The organism is Streptococcus mitis (assembly GCF_946188615.1).
GTDB lineage: Bacteria > Bacillota > Bacilli > Lactobacillales > Streptococcaceae > Streptococcus > Streptococcus mitis_BZ.
On sequence record NZ_CAMHVK010000003.1, the window covers coordinates 100,816 to 117,378 of the forward strand.

Sequence of the window (16,563 nt, forward strand, 5' to 3'; positions counted from 1 at the left end):
CTTTAAAATTTAAAAGTCAATCATCTGAGTTGTTTGACTCTTAAATAACTATCAACTCTTTTGGAGCTAGGGTCAACAATTCACAACCTGTTTCTGTAATCAGAATATCATCCTCGATACGAACACCATATTTGCCTTCAATATAAATACCCGGCTCGTCTGTCAAGGCCATACCTGCCTTAATAGTTTCTGTTGAAGTCTGGCTAAAGTATGGTTCCTCATGGATATCCAGTCCAATACCGTGTCCGATACCGTGGGTAAAGTAGTCGCCATAACCTGCCTCGATGATAATATCACGAGGGATTTTGTCAAAGTCACGGAAACCTAGACCTGCCTTGGCTTGGTCAATAAGGGCTTGATTGGCTTTCAAAACCGTATTGTAAATCTCTGCTTGCTCGTCGCTAACATGCCCCAAGTAGATAGTCCGGGTCATATCACTGACATAGTGGTCATAAAGGCAACCGAAGTCCATGGTAATGGCTTCTCCTAGCTCCACTGGTTTGTGCATAGGATGAGCATGAGGTTTGGAAGAGTTGATACCACTAGCTAGAATCGTATCAAAAGACAAGCCAGATGCTCCCAACTCACGCATACGGAAGTCAAGGAAGTTGGCAATCTCAATTTCAGTTTTTCCTGGTTTGATGAAGTCAAGCGCATCACGGAAAGCTTGGTCTGAGATAGAACAAGCCTTGCGAATAGCTACAATCTCTGCCTCATCCTTAATCATTCGAAGACCTTCGACAAACTGAGTTTGTGGAAGCAAGTCAATTCCTTCAAAGGCTGCCTGCATACGGTGGTAATAAGAGACCGAAATCTCATCCTCAAAACCGATTCGAGACAAGCCCATGTCCTTAACAATCCCTGCAATGACAGCCAATTCATCTCGGTCAGCCACAATCTCAAAACCACTAGTTTCTTGCTTGGCTGCAATGATGTAGCGAGAGTCTGTCACCAAGACCTGACGGTCACGGCTGATAAAAACTGTTCCGTTCGAACCCCAAAAACCAGTCAAATAATAGACGTTTTTAAGGTTATTGATGATGATGCCATCTAGTTCTTTTTCTTGCATTTTAGCTAGAAATACTTGTACACGTTTATTCATGATGTAACTTTCCTTTCAAATAATGTCCTGTGTAGCTGGCTTCATTGGCCGCTACTTCTTCTGGAGTTCCTGTTGCGATGATGGTTCCACCACCGACACCGCCCTCAGGACCCAAGTCAATAATGTGGTCTGCAGTCTTAATAACATCCAGATTGTGCTCGATAACAAGGACTGTATTGCCATCGTCTACAAAGCGAGCTAAAACCTTAAGCAAGCGAGCGATATCCTCGGTATGAAGACCTGTCGTCGGCTCATCGAGAATGTAGAATGATTTTCCTGTCGAGCGTTTGTGGAGTTCACTAGCCAACTTCATACGCTGGGCTTCTCCCCCAGAAAGGGTGGTAGCTGGTTGACCTAGCGTCACATAGCCCAGTCCCACATCCTTGATAGTCTGAAGTTTGCGTTGAATTTTCGGAATGTGTTGGAAAAATTCTACCGCATCGTTGACCGTCATATCCAAGACCTGCGAGATATTCTTTTCCTTGTAGTGAACTTCAAGGGTTTCACTGTTATAGCGGGTTCCGTGGCAAACTTCACAAGCCACATAAACATCTGGCAAGAAGTGCATCTCGATCTTGATAATCCCGTCACCTGAGCAAGCTTCACAGCGACCACCCTTGACGTTGAAACTGAAACGTCCCTTTTTGTAACCACGAATCTTAGCCTCATTTGTCTGGGCAAAAAGGTCACGTATATCGTCAAAAACTCCTGTATAGGTAGCTGGGTTGGACCTCGGCGTTCGTCCGATGGGGCTCTGATCAATATCAATCAAGCGGTCTACATGCTCAATCCCTGTAATCGTTTTAAACTTACCAGGTTTGTCTGAATTGCGGTTGAGCTTCTGGGCAATAGCTTTTTTGAGAATGCTATTGATTAGGGTCGATTTCCCTGAGCCCGACACCCCTGTCACTGCGATGAATTTTCCTAGTGGGAAGCGAGCTGTGACATTTTGCAGGTTGTTCTCACGCGCTCCCGTCACCTCGATAAAACGACCATTACCAACACGGCGTTCTTCTGGTACTGGAATGGCACGTTTGCCTGACAAGTACTGGCCTGTGATAGACTTACTGTTACGAGCTACCTGTTTGGGCGTACCTGCCGCAACAATCTCCCCACCAAAAACACCCGCACCAGGACCAACGTCAATCAGATAATCAGCCTCACGCATGGTATCTTCGTCATGTTCCACCACGATAAGAGTATTGCCCAAGTCACGCATCTTTTTGAGACTGGCAATCAGACGGTCATTATCCCTCTGGTGAAGACCGATTGACGGCTCGTCTAGAATATAAAGAACACCTGATAGGTTAGAACCAATCTGGGTCGCCAAGCGAATACGCTGACTTTCCCCACCTGAAAGAGTTCCTGCCGAACGTGACAGGGTCAGATAGTTAAGACCCACGTTATTAAGGAAAGTCAAACGGTCCTTGATTTCCTTGAGAATGGGCCGAGCAATGATGGCTTCATTTTCAGAAAGAGTCAACTGACTGACTAATTCCAAGTGATCTGCGATAGACAGGTCTGAAATTTCTCCGATATGTAGCCCGTTCTCGCCACCCACACGGACAGACAAGGCCTGGTCATTGAGACGATAGCCGTGACAGGTTCCGCAAGTCAGCTCATTCATGTAGAGGCGCATTTGGGTGCGCGTGTAGTCACTATTGGTTTCATGGTAGCGACGCTTGATATTATTGACAACTCCCTCAAAAGGAATGTCGATATCGCGCACACCACCAAATTCATTCTCATAGTGGAAATGGAATTCCTTACCATCTGAGCCGTAGAGAATCAAGTTCTTATCTTCTTCTGACAAGTCCTCAAAAGGCTTATCCATATCCACTCCAAAGGCTGTCATAGCCTGCTCTAGCATGTTTGGATAGTAGTTGGATGAGATAGGATTCCACGGAGCCAAGGCTCCCTCACGTAAGGTTTTGCTGGCATCTGGTACTACCAAATCAGTATCCACCTCCAGCTTGATGCCCAAACCGTCACACTCACTACAAGAGCCAAAAGGAGCATTGAAAGAGAAGAGACGAGGCTCTAACTCTGGAACAGTAAAGCCACAAACTGGACAGGCATAATGCTCAGAAAACAACAACTCAGAGTCGTCCATAGTGTCGATAATGACATAACCTTCTGCAATACGAAGGGCAGCCTCAATGGAATCAAAGAGACGACTACGAATGCCCTCCTTGATGACAATACGGTCAGCCACGACATCGATATTGTGTTGCTTACTCTTAGACAACTCTGGCACTTCGGTTACATCATAGACTTCACCATCCACACGGACACGAACATACCCATCTTTCTGAACCTTCTCAATAACACTCTTATGTTGGCCTTTTTTCTTGCGGATGACAGGGGCCAAGATCTGCAAGCGCTGGCGTTCAGGCAATTCTAAAACCTTATCCACGATTTGCTCCACAGAAGAAGCCTTGATAGCTCCATGCCCGTTAATACAGTAAGGCGTCCCCACACGTGCGTAGAGGAGACGCAGATAGTCATTGATTTCAGTCGTTGTTCCCACCGTCGAGCGAGGATTTTTACTAGTCGTTTTCTGGTCGATGGAAATAGCGGGGCTGAGACCATCAATAGCATCTACATCAGGCTTCTCCATATTCCCCAAGAATTGACGAGCGTAGGCTGACAAACTCTCCACATAGCGACGTTGACCCTCCGCATAGAGGGTATCAAAGGCCAGACTGGATTTCCCTGAACCTGACAAGCCGGTCACGACAACCAACTTGTCTCGTGGAATTTCCACGTCAATATTTTTTAAATTATGGGCACGCGCCCCATGAATGACAATTTTATCTTGCATCTTTGTTCTTTCTAGTCCATTATTGCTTACCATTATACCAAAAAAAGTGAGATTCTATTACCCAAAAGGCTGAATTTATAGTATAATAAAAAACTTCTTATTTTATGTTTTCTTAGGGCTTCCTAACCCTTATATCACGCGCTTTTGAACAAAAAATACTAATATTACTTTTTACTACTTGCTCCCCCAAAGTACGCAAAAAGGGGAGCAAAAAAGCCCCACAAAAGGGCTAAGATTTGACGAGTTCAGCAGGCAAGAAACTAGCACGGTCAAACGTGCTTTTTTTATTGCTGATTGCTGATAGGTATATTATAGCATGAAGCGCGTGGTTTATAAGATTATGACCTCACAAAAGCCCCCAGATTCGTTTCTAAGGGCTTGTAGTTTGTCCGTGGTGTTTTAGTTGTCCAGTACGAAACAAAGCAAAATAGGGGGCGAATATGAAGCCTACGCCTACATTTGACAACATTTATGCTTCTAACTCTTGTAGTAAGGTTAAATCTAAACCATCAAGGTCAAAATCTATGTTTAAATCGATGTCTATATCCATGTTTAAATCTATCTCCATATCCTCTAATTGGATATTCTCCAAATCAATCAAAAATCTTCAATCATGTCATCCCCCTCACTTAAATCTCAACATTTCTCAACAAAGCACCACAAACGCCTACTTATATGCTTCTAGCTCTCCGTTCTGGTGGATTCTCGCAAAGTTTAAGACGGCTATCTGTTTGTATCGGTGGTAGCTAGTGGAGCTAGTACCTGCCATCTCTACGCATTCTCTCATTGTTTTCTTTCTCATATAGCAATAATGGATAATAAAGTATTTTCTGGCTCGTTTGTTCTCTATGCTGTTGATGTCGTGGGCGAATATCTCCAGCCCCTCACGGATTGCCTTTTCATGCTCACCGCTCAAATTCCACTGATCAGGTAAGATCAGTTTCCAAGCCTCTTCATCTATCGTAACTTGGTTTTCACTTCCTGCCATCCTCTGGAATCGTAGAAAGTAAGTCATCCGCTTTCTGACGTTCATCATCGTTTTAAACTTATCCAGCTCCATTAGTTCGCTCCTTCCACCTTGCTCAAGTGTTCTATAGCTTCCTGCTTTACTCGATATACTGTAGTCTTTGATTTATCTATTTCCTCAGCAACCTGCCAAGCGTCTAGATTATTCAAATAAAAAAGTCTTAGAACAGAACGCTCAAGCGGATTGACCAACTTATCAATCAGCCTAGATATTTCCATTCTCTCTTCAGTAAGTCGCTCAATCCTCTGAAGCGTATCCTCTTTTAGTTTTAGAACACTTATAAGGTTATTCTCTGCTGTATTTCCCCTGCTTGTTTGTACTCTGCTATGGCTTAGTGTTGGCTTTTCGATAATACCACCTTCCAGGGCTTCCAATTCCAAATATAAGCCTTTGATTTCCTTGCTTATCCACTTAACGCCCTCTAGTTTTTCTTTTACCTGCTCTGGTGTCATGCCTCGGCCTCCTTTATGGTATAATATTTTATCGGAATATCACAAAGGAGTCAGCCCTGTGCTGGCTTTTTTTGCATTTTCTCGGCGTTCGCTCGGAGTTCAAGTATATACCCCCTTACCATTCTTCTGGTTCGCTAAACATACTCTCAGGTAAGCCACAAACCGAAATCAAATACTGACAAGCACTATAATCTACCCAAAGCGCTCCATCTTCAGAATGGTGGAAATACTTGTCTGGTAGTGTTCCAAGGTATGCACCATTTTTATATATAGACACCCCACCTTTTCGGCTTGGTAACAGTCCAGTGTATCCTCTGCGTAGTCCATGCTTCAAAGCGTTGCTATTGCCATATTTTGGCTTTCTATTGCCCTTGTTGCCTTTTGCTACTTGATTGCCCGGCAAAAACCTCCCTTGGCTATCGCGTTCCATATTTCCCCCTTATACGGTGTTCGTTTGGTAAATTACACACTACTTCATATTGTCTCACAATCTCGAACCATTCAGCCAAAATCTATCCCCTTTTTCAATATACTTCAAAAACTTCTTATAGTGCTTATGATACCTGTCACGTTTCATATACCTTGGTCTTTCAGGGAAACCATCAAACATATATCTACCACGTCTAGGACTCCACCCTGGTTCTACCTTTCTGGCTTCTTTTAGTGCAAGCTCCCAGTAGTATTGGCAATCCGTTTTACTACGGTTAAGGGTGCTCTTGTGGATATCTAGACAAGTACCGCAACTAAAATACAAATACCGTTTATAAAGCAACCTGCACCGCCTACCACAATCAGGGCAAAGAAAGAAATAGCGATAACCTCCCTTAGTTCCTGCTATTCTGTCTAATTCAAATGACTCTCCACCAAAATCAATCATTAAATTATCCAAATCAATCTCTAAACGTTGACCGTCCAACTCAGCTATACCCTTAGTTATTCCTCTCGGCTTCATTGGTTTAGTGATTGTTTCTATTGCTAACCGTTTCATTATTTCCCCCTATATGGAAAAACCCAAAACTATTGGGTTCAGTAGTAGTGAAACCACAAAAAGAGGCAATGCCCCTTTGCTACTATTCTTCACTGAGTAAGCCACTTACTACCACATCACGGACAAATTGAGCTTGTTTTTCTTTGGGTAGTTGCAAAGCTTCAAGTAAAGACTCTAGAACTTGCTTGTCAGTTCCTGCAATCAACTTCTTAATGATATTCTGGAATTGTCCTTCCAAGTACTCGCAAAAATGTATCCGCTGTGCTTGTGTCGGCTGCACTGGTACTGGTGAGCTATCTGCAATCAGCAAGAAGCAGGCTTCCGCGATTTGGGCGAATAACTTTGCACGCGCTTCAGGGTGTCTGTATAACTCATAGGCATTTATGCTGGTGTCTTCCGTCCGAAGCTTCTCACCTAGTTCAATCAGTTTAGGCGTATCTTCAATACATACTGGTGTAGCATCCGCCATAAAATCGTCACGTTTGCGATTGAGTTCCTCCAGTTCCTGATCTGCCTGTTCAAAGTATGCTGGTTCTATCATGGGGCTTCCTCCTTTCTTTATTTGGTTAAAAATTGCGCTTCATCCTCTTATCTTTAATGTCTGTAATAATAAATACGTTCCCCTCTGATTGTTTTCCAATGCGACTGACTAGCTTATCATTATAGATTCTGGCCAGCTCTTTTCCGTTGTGATTGGTGTTGATGATAGTTGTGTCTCGCTTATCAAAAATCTTGAAAAGAAAGGCCTGTACCCAATTATTAGCTTCATTTTTTTGGTTGTTCATAACGCTTTCTGTTCCTAAATCATCAATAAAGAGATAGTCAACCTCAGTCAGCAACTTCAAGGCGTCATACTCTGTAAAATCACTCTGTCTATACTGCCAACCTGACTGAATGCGCGTGATAATCTCAGTAATACTGACAAAAAGCACACTCTTAGGCTCATTCCTAGACTTATAGCCCTCGTTAATGGCTTTGGCCATAGAATAGCATAAATGACTTTTTCCAGTACCTGGATTGCCCATAATTAGCGTGTTTCCTGTCATACCGTTTAGGTACTCCTTAGCTTGTTTGATAGCAAACTCCTTGGCCTCGTGTTCCTCTTTTGTCTCGGCTTTGAAAGTGCTAAAAGAGGCCTCTCTCAGCTCATTTGATACCGTACTTTCACGCGCTAGCACATCATAGGTTGAAGAGTCCAGATCATGGCCCAGGGCTTTTTCTATGCCCTCTAGCTCCGTCTGTTTGATGTTCTCCCTAGTACATTCCATGCAGTAGGGTGATGTATAACCATCTGGCTTTTTGAATTGTACTAGGTTAATCTGATGGGTTGGGCAAAGCTCATCAGTGACCTTTATTTTTTCATTGAGCTGGTCTGTATTCAGTAATTCCATTGTTTCTCCTCTCCTTCAGTAGATAAACGGATCTTGAATATCATCGTCAGACTGACCTTGTTTCTTTTGCTGAAACAGTCTCTGTTCATCTTCGACTTGTACCATGGTTCTAATACCATTCTGTCTCCAGTTCTTGAGTATTGAATTGATATAGCTAAAAGATCGCTTGCCGTTATCTGCAGCCTTGTCTATAGCAATCTTGATAACCTCTAGCTCCATACCGTCAAGAGTGAGATAGTCAGTCAGTATTTGATATTGTTGCCCATCCATAACCCCTATACGCTTTTGGTAATAGTTAGAGATTTCAGCAGTAGGAGCAGAAGAAGTTTTTTTCTCTATCTCTTCTTCTATCTCTATCTCTTTTTCTTTCTCTATCTCTGTCTTACATGTAGTTAACAATGTAAGATTGTCAGATGACATTGTAAGATTTTCCTTTTGTTCTCGTTGCTGTTTCCGATATTCTCGCATGTATGCTGCTTGGTTGGTTTCCTGCTGTACCAAGGCTTTTGCCTGCGGTAGTTCTGCGTTTTTATCTTCATCAACTTGTATTAGACCACACTTAGTAAAGTATGCCATGGTCATATCTATATCATCTTCCGATACGTCTAATTTTAGGGCTAACTCTTCCTTGAGATTGTCAAAGTAACCCTCATAGTATAAAATACAGTCACTTTCTAAGCTCTCTAGCATGAGCCTAATATAAATCACCGTCATAGTGTACCCACCAGGTACCGTTTTTAGTCTCTTGATAAAAATATTATCAAAAAATTTCTTATCAATTTTTAGCCAAAAATATATTTTAGTTTTTGCCATTCTCCACCCCCATAAACTTCCAGATGTCCGTAACTTTGTAATAGATTTTCCTAGTATCTTCTAGTGGGGGCTGGTATCGTCTTAGCCCTGCTTTTTCCCACTTTTGGAGTGTCATGTATTTTATATCTAACTCGTCCATGACTTCCTGGGCTGATATTAAGCCTGTCAGTCGTGGTTTGACTGTATCACGCGCTTCAAGGTATCTTTCCACTACCTCCAGAATGCCATGCGCTAGATCTTGCTCGCTTTCTCGGCTTAGGCTAAACATATCCGCCCACCTCCTTCAAGGTTTCTTTGTAACTTTCTAGGTCGCTGTTCATCAACACCGCTAGGCGCTTTTCTTCTTCTCGTATCTGATTGTAAAATGTTTTTGCACCGTCCAGTAGCTCCTCTTTGTTAGCTGGGATAAAATATCCTCTAAATGTCCCATGGCGAACCCCAACAATAGGAACACTATGGCGCGTGATTAGACGGCTGATAATATCTTGCACGGTTCTTTCTGCTAGCTTAGTGATCAGGCTGATTTCTGCCCCTGTTATGGAGTTCTCAGCCCCTATCTTGATTAGTCTTAATACTCTCTTATCATTCTCTGATAGGCTCATTCAGTTCCTCCTCTCCTTTGCTTTTATTCACAAAGGTTATTTGTCCGCTCGCTACCCCTTGCAAAATATCTTTTTGAGTTTCTATGATTGTATCCAAGGTTTTCAAAATAGCTGTCTTAGTCTCTAAATCAAACGCTTGTTTTGTCAACAAGCCCATAGTTACAGCTAACTTTGTTGCATTGTCCATACACGTAGCTAGAAAAATATCTTTAGTAAAATAAGGTTCATCTGGTATTTTTTCACTATCAAGGTATATCTTCACTATGTAACTCATTTCATCCCTCCGTAAACTCTTACCCCTGCAAGCTGGATATATCGCCCATAATCAGGGTTTAAATCCTCGCTAGGTGTTTCTATCGTCTGTTGGTTTTCTCGCTCAAATTGGGCGCTTTTTTGGCGGTCTCGGTGGTTTAGATAAAGCAGTAAGCCAATCAGTACCATCATAGAGATTACCGCCTGTGCATTGGTCAAATCTAATTCATTCATGTTATGCCCTCGCCTTATAGTTCTTGATAAATTCCGCTTGTTTAGGTTGTTCCATATTCAGCAAGTCGTCTTCAGCTTGTGCCATTTCTTTAATATCTTTAGTCATGGTATGCCTCCAGCTCTTTAGCGTTGTCATTGTTCAAAAGCAAAAAGGCTATTTCATTTAGACGATCGTATAGCTTTTCATTCTGGGCGTATGCTGTATCAGTGTATTTTTTAGCAAGCCATAAGAACATGGTTGTATCTTTCTGTAGTGCAAACTCAAGCCCTTCAAGAGCTAGGTTATTCATTTCTAAAACATTCATGATGTCGGTTAATTCGTTCCCTAATTCTGCTAGTTTCTTAGCCGATAATAGAACTTGTTGGCTTGATGTTGCTTTTTTTGTTGTCATGTTTTTTACCTCTTTTTCTATCTTTTTATACTTGCCACGATGGCTTTTTAATACTTTTTTCTTGCCTACAGCCTCACGCTCTCGGTCGCCAAATTTCTGAACGTGAGGCTTTTTGAGTTGTTTCTTATAACGCTAATCCTCACGCTCAGACTCGCCAAATTGAAAGCGTGAGAAAGTACCAGTTTTAAGAGTTGGCGCTCTCCGTATGGTCAAATTGCCCTAAATATGCTATAATCTAGGTATAAATCTTTACTAAAACCTCTTTGATAATAGCTTGCCTGCTTTGTTAAATTCGTTTTAGTGTTAGTGTGAAAGGCTTTGCGGTGTGGTTATTGCTAAGCCTTTTTTGTTGCAATCACGCGCTTCTTTGGCGTGTTTTTTTATTTCTGAATGCCATAGCCTTGATTTCTTGGTAACTCATATTCAAGCCAATCATGGCTATTACCATATCCTCAAATGCTTGGTATTGCTCCAGCTCGTCACTGGTCAAGCTATCAATGCCATTGTATCCCCCACGTTCTTCCCTTAACTGCTTAGCGTTCCTGTCGGTTACTGCTTTTAGTAGCAGGTTGTTCATGGTGCTATGCGGGTACTTTGGGGCTTGTTCCCAATTCTCAATACTGTCATGCAAGGTTTTTCTTTTTGGCTTTTCTAGCGCCCTCTGCATACGAAACTTAGAAAGTTCCTCACGCATTTCAAAGAATGCTTTGACTAGGTTGGTTTTGAAGTTGGCCACTTGCTCGGTGTTCTTCAAGAATGTGATCAGTAATGTTGCTTGTTGCTCATTCAAAATATAATCTTTTGCCTGTTGTCCACTTTGTAAAGGTCGCATTTTAAATGACACCTTTCCAAATTGCTCCAGTCGTCCAATTTGTTTTCTAATGTGTTCCTGTATTGCGTGGTGTTTTATTCCAGCGCATTCAGCTATGATTGCACTCGTAGTATACGGCTCTTTTTTACCGTCCATATAGACTAGTTCCATCGGTTTGCTCCTTTCTAGCTATAAAATAGTTCATCTATGGTTATATCTGATTTGATTTCTGCAACCATTGACTTAATCGCTAGGCGTTCTTTGTCATTGAATGGCGTTTTACCTAATTCTTTGTTGTTGTATGACTGCAAAGAAATTTTTAGCTTATCCGCCATTTGTTGCTGAGTTAGTCCTAACATAACTCGATAGCCTCGTAGTTTACTCATAGCTTTCCCCCTTTCTAAAAAATCCCCCTCCATGAATAGATTGAAAGCGTGAAAGGTTGGAGGGGTTTGCACATTTTTTCTGTGCTTGAATTATATGATACACAATGTTTTTTCTGTTGTCAACTATTTTTTTAATTTTTGCACAAAAAAAATGTACTTTTTCTAAGATATAGTATATAATCATCTGTGAAAGGTGTGATAAAACATGAATAGATTGAAAGAATTAAGACAAGAAAAAAAGCTATCTCAAAAAGAGTTAGCTGAAAATATTGGGGTTCATTATCGTACTCTTCAAAATTGGGAAAACGGAGAAAGCCAAATCAAACCAGAAAAAGCCCAACAACTTGCTGACTACTTCGGCGTAAGCGTTGGATATCTGTTGGGGTATAGTGAGTATAGAGAATTAGAAAAAGCATTGGATAAAACAATTTTTTCAAACTATCCTGATGTTGAAACATTCCTCACCCAAGAGATAAAAGAGCTAATCGGAGAAAGAACAAAAGATTTTTATGAGTATATTGATAAACAATTTTATGAAAGCTATAAAAATACTGCCGTACCTCCCGAAATAGTTGTAAAGCACCGTGAAGACTTTTATAGCTCGTTTCTATTTCTCCCTGCTAGATTACAAAAATTTATAGCTTTATGGAGCATACTAACAGAAACTGAACAAGAAAATATAGGTAAAACTATTGAATTATTAGCTATGAGAGGAAGATAAAAATCCCCCCATATTCGCCAATAGCAACCATCTTTTTCATTGTCTATTGTGCAAAAACAGAGGAAATTGAAGAATAGAAAGCCAATTTTACAGACTAAAGCGCAAAAAACGGCAAAATTGCAAAATAGCAACAAAAAAGACAAGCTAGCTACTGCCAACTTGTCTAATAGTACCTAACTGAAAATAAGCGAAAGGTTAGGTATTTACAACATTATTATACCACTCTTGCATTTAAAAAGCGACTTACACCATACCACGCGCCACAATGTTCAACAATCCTGAAGCGCGTGGATTCTCGTGGTTCACTCAAGCTTCAACCCAATATAAGCCCCATATCTACTAATTTTGTTGATGTCAACAAAAGTCAACTACTCACAATGTTTTAGAAAGGATCTCATGAACGAATTACAATTTTTAATCTATACCGCTGACAACGATAGCGAGACAGCTAGTGTCATCATCAAAGGTGAAACGATTTGGGCTAGTCAGAAAGAAATGGCTAGACTTTTCGATGTCGGTGTTCCTGCAATTAGTAAGCACTTAAAAAATATCTTTGAAGAGGGAGAATTAGAAGAAAAGGTGGTTGTTTCCAAAATGGAAATAACCACAAAACACGGTGCAATTGCTGATAAAACCCAAACTAAGGATGTCAGCTACTACAACCTTGATGCCATCATTTCAGTTGGTTACCGTGTCAATTCCCAAAAAGCTACGAGATTTAGACAGTGGGCTACTTCGGTACTTCGTGAGTACATGATAAAAGGGTTCGCCATGGATGACAACCGTCTGAAACAAGGCGAAAACTTGCTGGAAAAAGACTATTTCCGTGAGCTGTTGGAGCGCGTGCGCTCTATCCGGGCTAGTGAACGCCGTATATGGTTACAGATTACAGATATTTTTGCAGAAATTTCTATTGACTATGATCCACAAAGTACGTTGACTAAGCAATTCTATGCTGATGTACAGAATAAGTTTCATTATGCAATCACTGGCCAAACTGCTGCGGAAATTATCTACACGAAAGCTGACCATACAAAAGACAACATGGGACTTACAACATGGAAAAACTCCCCTAATGGTCGCATACTGCAAGCAGATACCCAAATAGCAAAGAATTACCTTTCAGAAACAGAAATCCGTTCCCTTGAAAGAGGAATATCTAGCTATTTTGATTATCTGGAAAGACAGATAGAACAGCGAAAAGCTCAGACAATGCAACAACTAGCCCAAAGCATTGACCGCTTTTTGACTTTCCAAGAATACGATATTTTAGAAGGTCATGGGAAAATCACTTCCAAGGTTGCGAAAGATAAAGCGAAAGCAGAATACCAACTATTCAATAAAACTCAAAAGATAAACTCGGACTTTGAAAAAACTTTAAAACAGCTAACTGACGATAAAAAACTTTAAATACAGGCCTGTTTACTATAAACAAGCTCATATTAGCCCCATATCCGCCTTGTTTTTTATTCTGGTATTATTTACCGTCTGACTATTTAAAATCGAATACAGGGCAAATTGTGAAGCCCTAGCATGATATAAAACCTTTTTGATAATGGCTTGCCTGCTGATGTATTTTAGAAAGGTTTATCATCATGAAAATAACTGAAGTTATAAAAAAAGACGGTAGCAAAGTCTATCGTGCTAATGTATATTTAGGAGTTGACCAGGTAACAGGAAAGAAAGTTAAAACTAAGGTAACGGGGCGGACACAAAAGGAAGTTAAGCAGAAAGCTACTCAAGAAAAAATTGCTTTTCAAAAAGCAGGATCCACTAGACAAAAGGCTAGCACCATAAAAAACTATCAAGAATTAGCTAATCTCTGGTTAGAAAGTTATAAGAATACGGTTAAGCCAAACACTCAAGGCAATGTTAGAAAGCTAATTGATAATCATATATTGCCTATTTTTGGGGCTTACAAGCTCGATAAGCTCACTACTCCACTTATTCAGTCAATTATCAACGAACTTGCTGACAAGACTAATAGAGGGGAAAAAGGGGCTTTTCTACATTATGACAAGATACACGCTTTAAACAAACGTATCTTACAGTATGGCGTAACCATGCAAGCTATACCGTCCAATCCTGCGCGTGATGTTGTTTTACCTCGTAACACTCAGAAAGCAAAGCGGAAAAAAGTAAAGCACTTTGAAAATCAAGAACTAAAAAAATTTCTTAGTTATCTCGATAATTTAGATACTCATAGATACCGTTATTACTATGAGACGACGCTCTATAAGTTCCTATTGGCTACTGGTTGCCGTATCAATGAGGCTCTAGCGCTTAGCTGGTCTGATATTGACTTAGATAATGCCGTTGTACATATTACCAAAACACTAAATCGTGATCTAGAAATCAATAGCCCAAAATCTAAGGCTAGTTATCGGGATATAGATATAGATCAAGCGACTGTTAGCATGCTAAAGCAATACAAACTACGCCAAACTAAAGAGGCCTGGAAGATAGGACAACGTGAAAGCGTGGTATTTTCGGATTTCATTCATGAGTATCCTAGCAGTTCAAGACTTAAAAGAAGATTGCAAACACATTTTAAGCGTGCTGATGTTCCTAACATTGGCTTTCATGGATTCCGTCACACTCACGCTAGTCTCTTGCTTAACTCTGGAATACCATACAAGGAACTCCAGTACCGTCTAGGTCATTCCACTTTATCAATGACCATGGATATATATAGTCACCTCTCAAAAGAGAACGCAAAAAAAGCAGTATCATTCTACGAAACTGCACTAAAAGCACTATAGGGGGAGCAAAAAGGGGAGCAAATTTAAAAATCAACATCTCAAGACAAAGTAAAAATCCAATAGCAACAGGATTTTTGTTAGATTTATTTTGAAAAAGGCCGATTTTGTAGTATAATAGTACGGTGTGAAAAAATCTGAAAAATGAGAAAGGATAAGGGATATGAAACAAGTTTTTCTCTCTACAACAACTGAATTTAAAGAGATCGATACGCTTGAACCGGGTACTTGGATCAATCTCGTTAATCCAACTCAAAATGAATCACTCGAAATCGCTAATGCCTTCGATATCGATATTGCCGACCTTCGAGCACCGCTCGATGCAGAAGAAATGTCTCGTATTACAATTGAAGACGAGTACACCCTGATTATCGTTGACGTGCCGGTCACAGAAGAAAGAAATAACCGCACCTACTACGTAACCATCCCGCTTGGTATTATCATCACCGAGGAAACCATTATCACTACTTGTTTGGAACCATTACCAGTCCTCGATGTCTTTATCAACCGTCGTTTGCGTAATTTCTATACCTTCATGCGTTCGCGTTTTATCTTCCAGATTCTCTATCGCAATGCAGAGCTTTACCTAACAGCCCTTCGTTCGATTGACCGTAAGAGTGAACAAATCGAAAGTCAACTGCATCAATCAACTCGTAATGAAGAATTGATTGAGCTCATGGAATTGGAAAAAACCATCGTCTATTTCAAGGCTTCCCTCAAAACAAATGAGCGTGTGATTAAGAAATTGACCAGCTCAACCAGCAATATCAAGAAATACCTTGAGGACGAAGACCTGCTTGAAGACACCCTGATTGAAACCCAACAGGCCATCGAGATGGCAGACATTTATGGAAACGTCTTGCATTCTATGACAGAGACCTTCGCCTCTATCATTTCTAACAACCAGAACAACATTATGAAAACCTTGGCCCTTGTGACCATCGTCATGTCCATCCCAACCATGGTCTTTTCTGCCTACGGGATGAACTTTAAGGATAATGAAATCCCCCTAAACGGTGAGCCAAATGCCTTCTGGTTAATCGTCTTTATCGCCTTTGCTATGAGTGTCTCGCTCACTCTCTATCTCATCCATAAAAAATGGTTCTAAGAGGAGTTCCTATGTCTCAGATTGATCTACAAAAATTAACAAAGAAAAACCAAGAGTTTATCCACATCGCTACCCAACAATTCATCAAAGATGGAAAAACAGACGCTGAAATCAAGGCTATCTTTGAGGCAGTTATTCCCCAAATCCTTGAGGAGCAAGCCAAGGGTACGACTGCTCGTTCCCTCTATGGCGCACCGACCCACTGGGCTCATAGTTTCACTGTCAAGGAACAATATGAAAAAGAGCATCCAAAAGAAAATGATGATCCGAAACTCATGATTATGGACTCAGCCCTTTTCATCACTAGCCTCTTTGCCCTCGTCAGCGCCCTCACAACCTTCTTTGCAGCAGATCAGGCTTTCGGCTATGGACTTGTCACTCTCCTGCTAGTTGGACTTGTTGGTGGATTTGCCTTCTACTTGATGTACTACTTTGTTTACCAATACTATGGACCAGATATGGACCGCAGCCAACGTCCACCTTTCTGGAAATCTGTACTGGTTATCCTAGCTTCTATGTTCCTTTGGTTGCTTGTCTTCTTTGCAACAAGCTTCCTACCAGCTAGCCTTAACCCAGTACTTGCTCCAGTGCCACTGGCTATTATCGGAGCAGCCCTCCTAGCCCTTCGCTTCTATCTCAAGAAACGCTTGAATATCCGTAGCGCAAGTGCAGGACCAACACGTTACTAAGAAAAGGAAAGA

Annotated in this window: 21 protein-coding genes; 5 read left to right on the forward strand and 16 right to left on the reverse strand. The window is 41.1% G+C overall.

Annotated elements, in window-relative coordinates; translation table 11 throughout:
- Positions 1-40: 40 nt before the first annotated feature.
- The 16 genes from OCF95_RS03930 to OCF95_RS04005 all read right to left on the reverse strand — a co-directional run bounded on the left by OCF95_RS03930 (position 41) and on the right by OCF95_RS04005 (position 11,274).
- Entirely contained in the window at positions 41-1,102 is a 1,062-nt protein-coding gene (locus OCF95_RS03930) for a M24 family metallopeptidase (RefSeq protein ID WP_261104938.1), read from the reverse strand.
- The gene (gene uvrA, locus OCF95_RS03935) at positions 1,095-3,926 is read right to left on the reverse strand and encodes an excinuclease ABC subunit UvrA (protein WP_261104939.1); all 2,832 of its coding nucleotides are present in this window, start codon (positions 3,924-3,926) and stop codon (positions 1,095-1,097) included. The genes OCF95_RS03930 and uvrA overlap by 8 nt, the downstream gene beginning before the upstream one ends.
- 667 nt (positions 3,927-4,593) lie before the next feature.
- Positions 4,594-4,986 carry an ArpU family phage packaging/lysis transcriptional regulator gene (locus tag OCF95_RS03940; protein WP_004255099.1) on the reverse strand — a complete coding sequence of 131 codons (393 nt, stop codon included), beginning with the start codon at positions 4,984-4,986 and terminating at the stop codon, positions 4,594-4,596.
- Positions 4,986-5,405: a DUF1492 domain-containing protein gene (locus OCF95_RS03945; RefSeq protein WP_004255097.1), complete on the reverse strand. Its 420-nt coding sequence runs from the start codon at positions 5,403-5,405 to the stop codon at positions 4,986-4,988. The genes OCF95_RS03940 and OCF95_RS03945 overlap by 1 nt, the downstream gene beginning before the upstream one ends.
- Before the next feature lie 115 nt (positions 5,406-5,520).
- A complete protein-coding gene (locus tag OCF95_RS03950) occupies positions 5,521-5,835 on the reverse strand; it encodes a hypothetical protein (RefSeq protein ID WP_004255094.1) in 315 nt (104 codons plus the stop codon).
- Positions 5,836-5,889: 54 nt separating this feature from the next.
- Positions 5,890-6,393 carry a hypothetical protein gene (locus tag OCF95_RS03955; protein WP_004255091.1) on the reverse strand — a complete coding sequence of 168 codons (504 nt, stop codon included), beginning with the start codon at positions 6,391-6,393 and terminating at the stop codon, positions 5,890-5,892.
- Between the two features lie 82 nt (positions 6,394-6,475).
- Positions 6,476-6,934: a hypothetical protein gene (locus OCF95_RS03960; RefSeq protein ID WP_004255088.1), complete on the reverse strand. Its 459-nt coding sequence runs from the start codon at positions 6,932-6,934 to the stop codon at positions 6,476-6,478.
- A gap of 25 nt (positions 6,935-6,959) precedes the next feature.
- Positions 6,960-7,784: an ATP-binding protein gene (locus OCF95_RS03965; protein ID WP_004255085.1), complete on the reverse strand. Its 825-nt coding sequence runs from the start codon at positions 7,782-7,784 to the stop codon at positions 6,960-6,962.
- A gap of 15 nt (positions 7,785-7,799) precedes the next feature.
- Positions 7,800-8,597 (reverse strand): DnaD domain protein, encoded by a 798-nt coding sequence (locus OCF95_RS03970; RefSeq protein WP_049531941.1) that lies wholly within the window; start codon positions 8,595-8,597, stop codon positions 7,800-7,802.
- Positions 8,584-8,865, reverse strand: a complete 282-nt coding sequence (locus OCF95_RS03975) for a hypothetical protein (RefSeq protein WP_000492138.1) — start codon at positions 8,863-8,865, stop codon at positions 8,584-8,586. Before OCF95_RS03975 ends, OCF95_RS03970 begins: the two co-directional genes overlap by 14 nt.
- On the reverse strand, positions 8,858-9,199 hold the full coding sequence (locus tag OCF95_RS03980) for a hypothetical protein (RefSeq protein ID WP_049531942.1): 342 nt from the start codon (positions 9,197-9,199) through the stop codon (positions 8,858-8,860). The genes OCF95_RS03975 and OCF95_RS03980 overlap by 8 nt, the downstream gene beginning before the upstream one ends.
- Positions 9,180-9,473: a hypothetical protein gene (locus OCF95_RS03985; RefSeq protein WP_261104941.1), complete on the reverse strand. Its 294-nt coding sequence runs from the start codon at positions 9,471-9,473 to the stop codon at positions 9,180-9,182. Before OCF95_RS03985 ends, OCF95_RS03980 begins: the two co-directional genes overlap by 20 nt.
- Entirely contained in the window at positions 9,470-9,685 is a 216-nt protein-coding gene (locus OCF95_RS03990; RefSeq protein ID WP_261104942.1) for a hypothetical protein, read from the reverse strand. The genes OCF95_RS03985 and OCF95_RS03990 overlap by 4 nt, the downstream gene beginning before the upstream one ends.
- A gap of 98 nt (positions 9,686-9,783) precedes the next feature.
- Complete coding sequence (locus tag OCF95_RS03995; RefSeq protein WP_224218088.1) at positions 9,784-10,077, reverse strand: hypothetical protein; 294 nt, start codon at positions 10,075-10,077, stop codon at positions 9,784-9,786.
- A gap of 355 nt (positions 10,078-10,432) precedes the next feature.
- Positions 10,433-11,059: a Rha family transcriptional regulator gene (locus OCF95_RS04000; protein WP_261104943.1), complete on the reverse strand. Its 627-nt coding sequence runs from the start codon at positions 11,057-11,059 to the stop codon at positions 10,433-10,435.
- A 14-nt stretch (positions 11,060-11,073) separates the two neighbouring features.
- Complete coding sequence (locus OCF95_RS04005; RefSeq protein ID WP_000040966.1) at positions 11,074-11,274, reverse strand: helix-turn-helix transcriptional regulator; 201 nt, start codon at positions 11,272-11,274, stop codon at positions 11,074-11,076.
- Between the two features lie 205 nt (positions 11,275-11,479).
- Between OCF95_RS04005 and OCF95_RS04010 the strand changes: the two genes are divergently transcribed.
- The 5 genes from OCF95_RS04010 to OCF95_RS04030 all read left to right on the forward strand — a co-directional run bounded on the left by OCF95_RS04010 (position 11,480) and on the right by OCF95_RS04030 (position 16,551).
- Positions 11,480-11,995, forward strand: a complete 516-nt coding sequence (locus tag OCF95_RS04010) for a helix-turn-helix domain-containing protein (RefSeq protein WP_004255065.1) — start codon at positions 11,480-11,482, stop codon at positions 11,993-11,995.
- Positions 11,996-12,391: 396 nt separating this feature from the next.
- The gene (locus OCF95_RS04015) at positions 12,392-13,405 is read left to right on the forward strand and encodes a virulence RhuM family protein (protein WP_001004339.1); all 1,014 of its coding nucleotides are present in this window, start codon (positions 12,392-12,394) and stop codon (positions 13,403-13,405) included.
- Between the two features lie 185 nt (positions 13,406-13,590).
- Entirely contained in the window at positions 13,591-14,757 is a 1,167-nt protein-coding gene (locus tag OCF95_RS04020; protein ID WP_004255062.1) for a tyrosine-type recombinase/integrase, read from the forward strand.
- A 160-nt stretch (positions 14,758-14,917) separates the two neighbouring features.
- Positions 14,918-15,862, forward strand: a complete 945-nt coding sequence (locus OCF95_RS04025) for a magnesium transporter CorA family protein (RefSeq protein WP_000815623.1) — start codon at positions 14,918-14,920, stop codon at positions 15,860-15,862.
- Between the two features lie 11 nt (positions 15,863-15,873).
- On the forward strand, positions 15,874-16,551 hold the full coding sequence (locus tag OCF95_RS04030; protein ID WP_153208756.1) for a DUF1129 domain-containing protein: 678 nt from the start codon (positions 15,874-15,876) through the stop codon (positions 16,549-16,551).
- The last annotated feature ends 12 nt before the right edge of the window (positions 16,552-16,563 follow it).

Coding starts and splice junctions, on each gene's coding strand:
- OCF95_RS03950 (WP_004255094.1), bottom strand. CDS start 5,835: ATGGAACGCGATAGCCAAGGGAGGTTTTTGCCGGGCAATCAAGTAGCA.
- OCF95_RS03955 (WP_004255091.1), bottom strand. CDS start 6,393: ATGAAACGGTTAGCAATAGAAACAATCACTAAACCAATGAAGCCGAGA.
- OCF95_RS03995 (WP_224218088.1), bottom strand. CDS start 10,077: ATGACAACAAAAAAAGCAACATCAAGCCAACAAGTTCTATTATCGGCT.
- OCF95_RS03985 (WP_261104941.1), bottom strand. CDS start 9,473: ATGAGTTACATAGTGAAGATATACCTTGATAGTGAAAAAATACCAGAT.
- OCF95_RS03965 (WP_004255085.1), bottom strand. CDS start 7,784: ATGGAATTACTGAATACAGACCAGCTCAATGAAAAAATAAAGGTCACT.
- OCF95_RS04015 (WP_001004339.1), top strand. CDS start 12,392: ATGAACGAATTACAATTTTTAATCTATACCGCTGACAACGATAGCGAG.
- uvrA (WP_261104939.1), bottom strand. CDS start 3,926: ATGCAAGATAAAATTGTCATTCATGGGGCGCGTGCCCATAATTTAAAA.
- OCF95_RS03940 (WP_004255099.1), bottom strand. CDS start 4,986: ATGGAGCTGGATAAGTTTAAAACGATGATGAACGTCAGAAAGCGGATG.
- OCF95_RS03970 (WP_049531941.1), bottom strand. CDS start 8,597: ATGGCAAAAACTAAAATATATTTTTGGCTAAAAATTGATAAGAAATTT.
- OCF95_RS03980 (WP_049531942.1), bottom strand. CDS start 9,199: ATGAGCCTATCAGAGAATGATAAGAGAGTATTAAGACTAATCAAGATA.
- OCF95_RS03945 (WP_004255097.1), bottom strand. CDS start 5,405: ATGACACCAGAGCAGGTAAAAGAAAAACTAGAGGGCGTTAAGTGGATA.
- OCF95_RS03990 (WP_261104942.1), bottom strand. CDS start 9,685: ATGAATGAATTAGATTTGACCAATGCACAGGCGGTAATCTCTATGATG.
- OCF95_RS03930 (WP_261104938.1), bottom strand. CDS start 1,102: ATGAATAAACGTGTACAAGTATTTCTAGCTAAAATGCAAGAAAAAGAA.
- OCF95_RS04030 (WP_153208756.1), top strand. CDS start 15,874: ATGTCTCAGATTGATCTACAAAAATTAACAAAGAAAAACCAAGAGTTT.
- OCF95_RS04025 (WP_000815623.1), top strand. CDS start 14,918: ATGAAACAAGTTTTTCTCTCTACAACAACTGAATTTAAAGAGATCGAT.
- OCF95_RS04005 (WP_000040966.1), bottom strand. CDS start 11,274: ATGAGTAAACTACGAGGCTATCGAGTTATGTTAGGACTAACTCAGCAA.
- OCF95_RS03960 (WP_004255088.1), bottom strand. CDS start 6,934: ATGATAGAACCAGCATACTTTGAACAGGCAGATCAGGAACTGGAGGAA.
- OCF95_RS04020 (WP_004255062.1), top strand. CDS start 13,591: ATGAAAATAACTGAAGTTATAAAAAAAGACGGTAGCAAAGTCTATCGT.
- OCF95_RS03975 (WP_000492138.1), bottom strand. CDS start 8,865: ATGTTTAGCCTAAGCCGAGAAAGCGAGCAAGATCTAGCGCATGGCATT.
- OCF95_RS04000 (WP_261104943.1), bottom strand. CDS start 11,059: ATGGAACTAGTCTATATGGACGGTAAAAAAGAGCCGTATACTACGAGT.
- OCF95_RS04010 (WP_004255065.1), top strand. CDS start 11,480: ATGAATAGATTGAAAGAATTAAGACAAGAAAAAAAGCTATCTCAAAAA.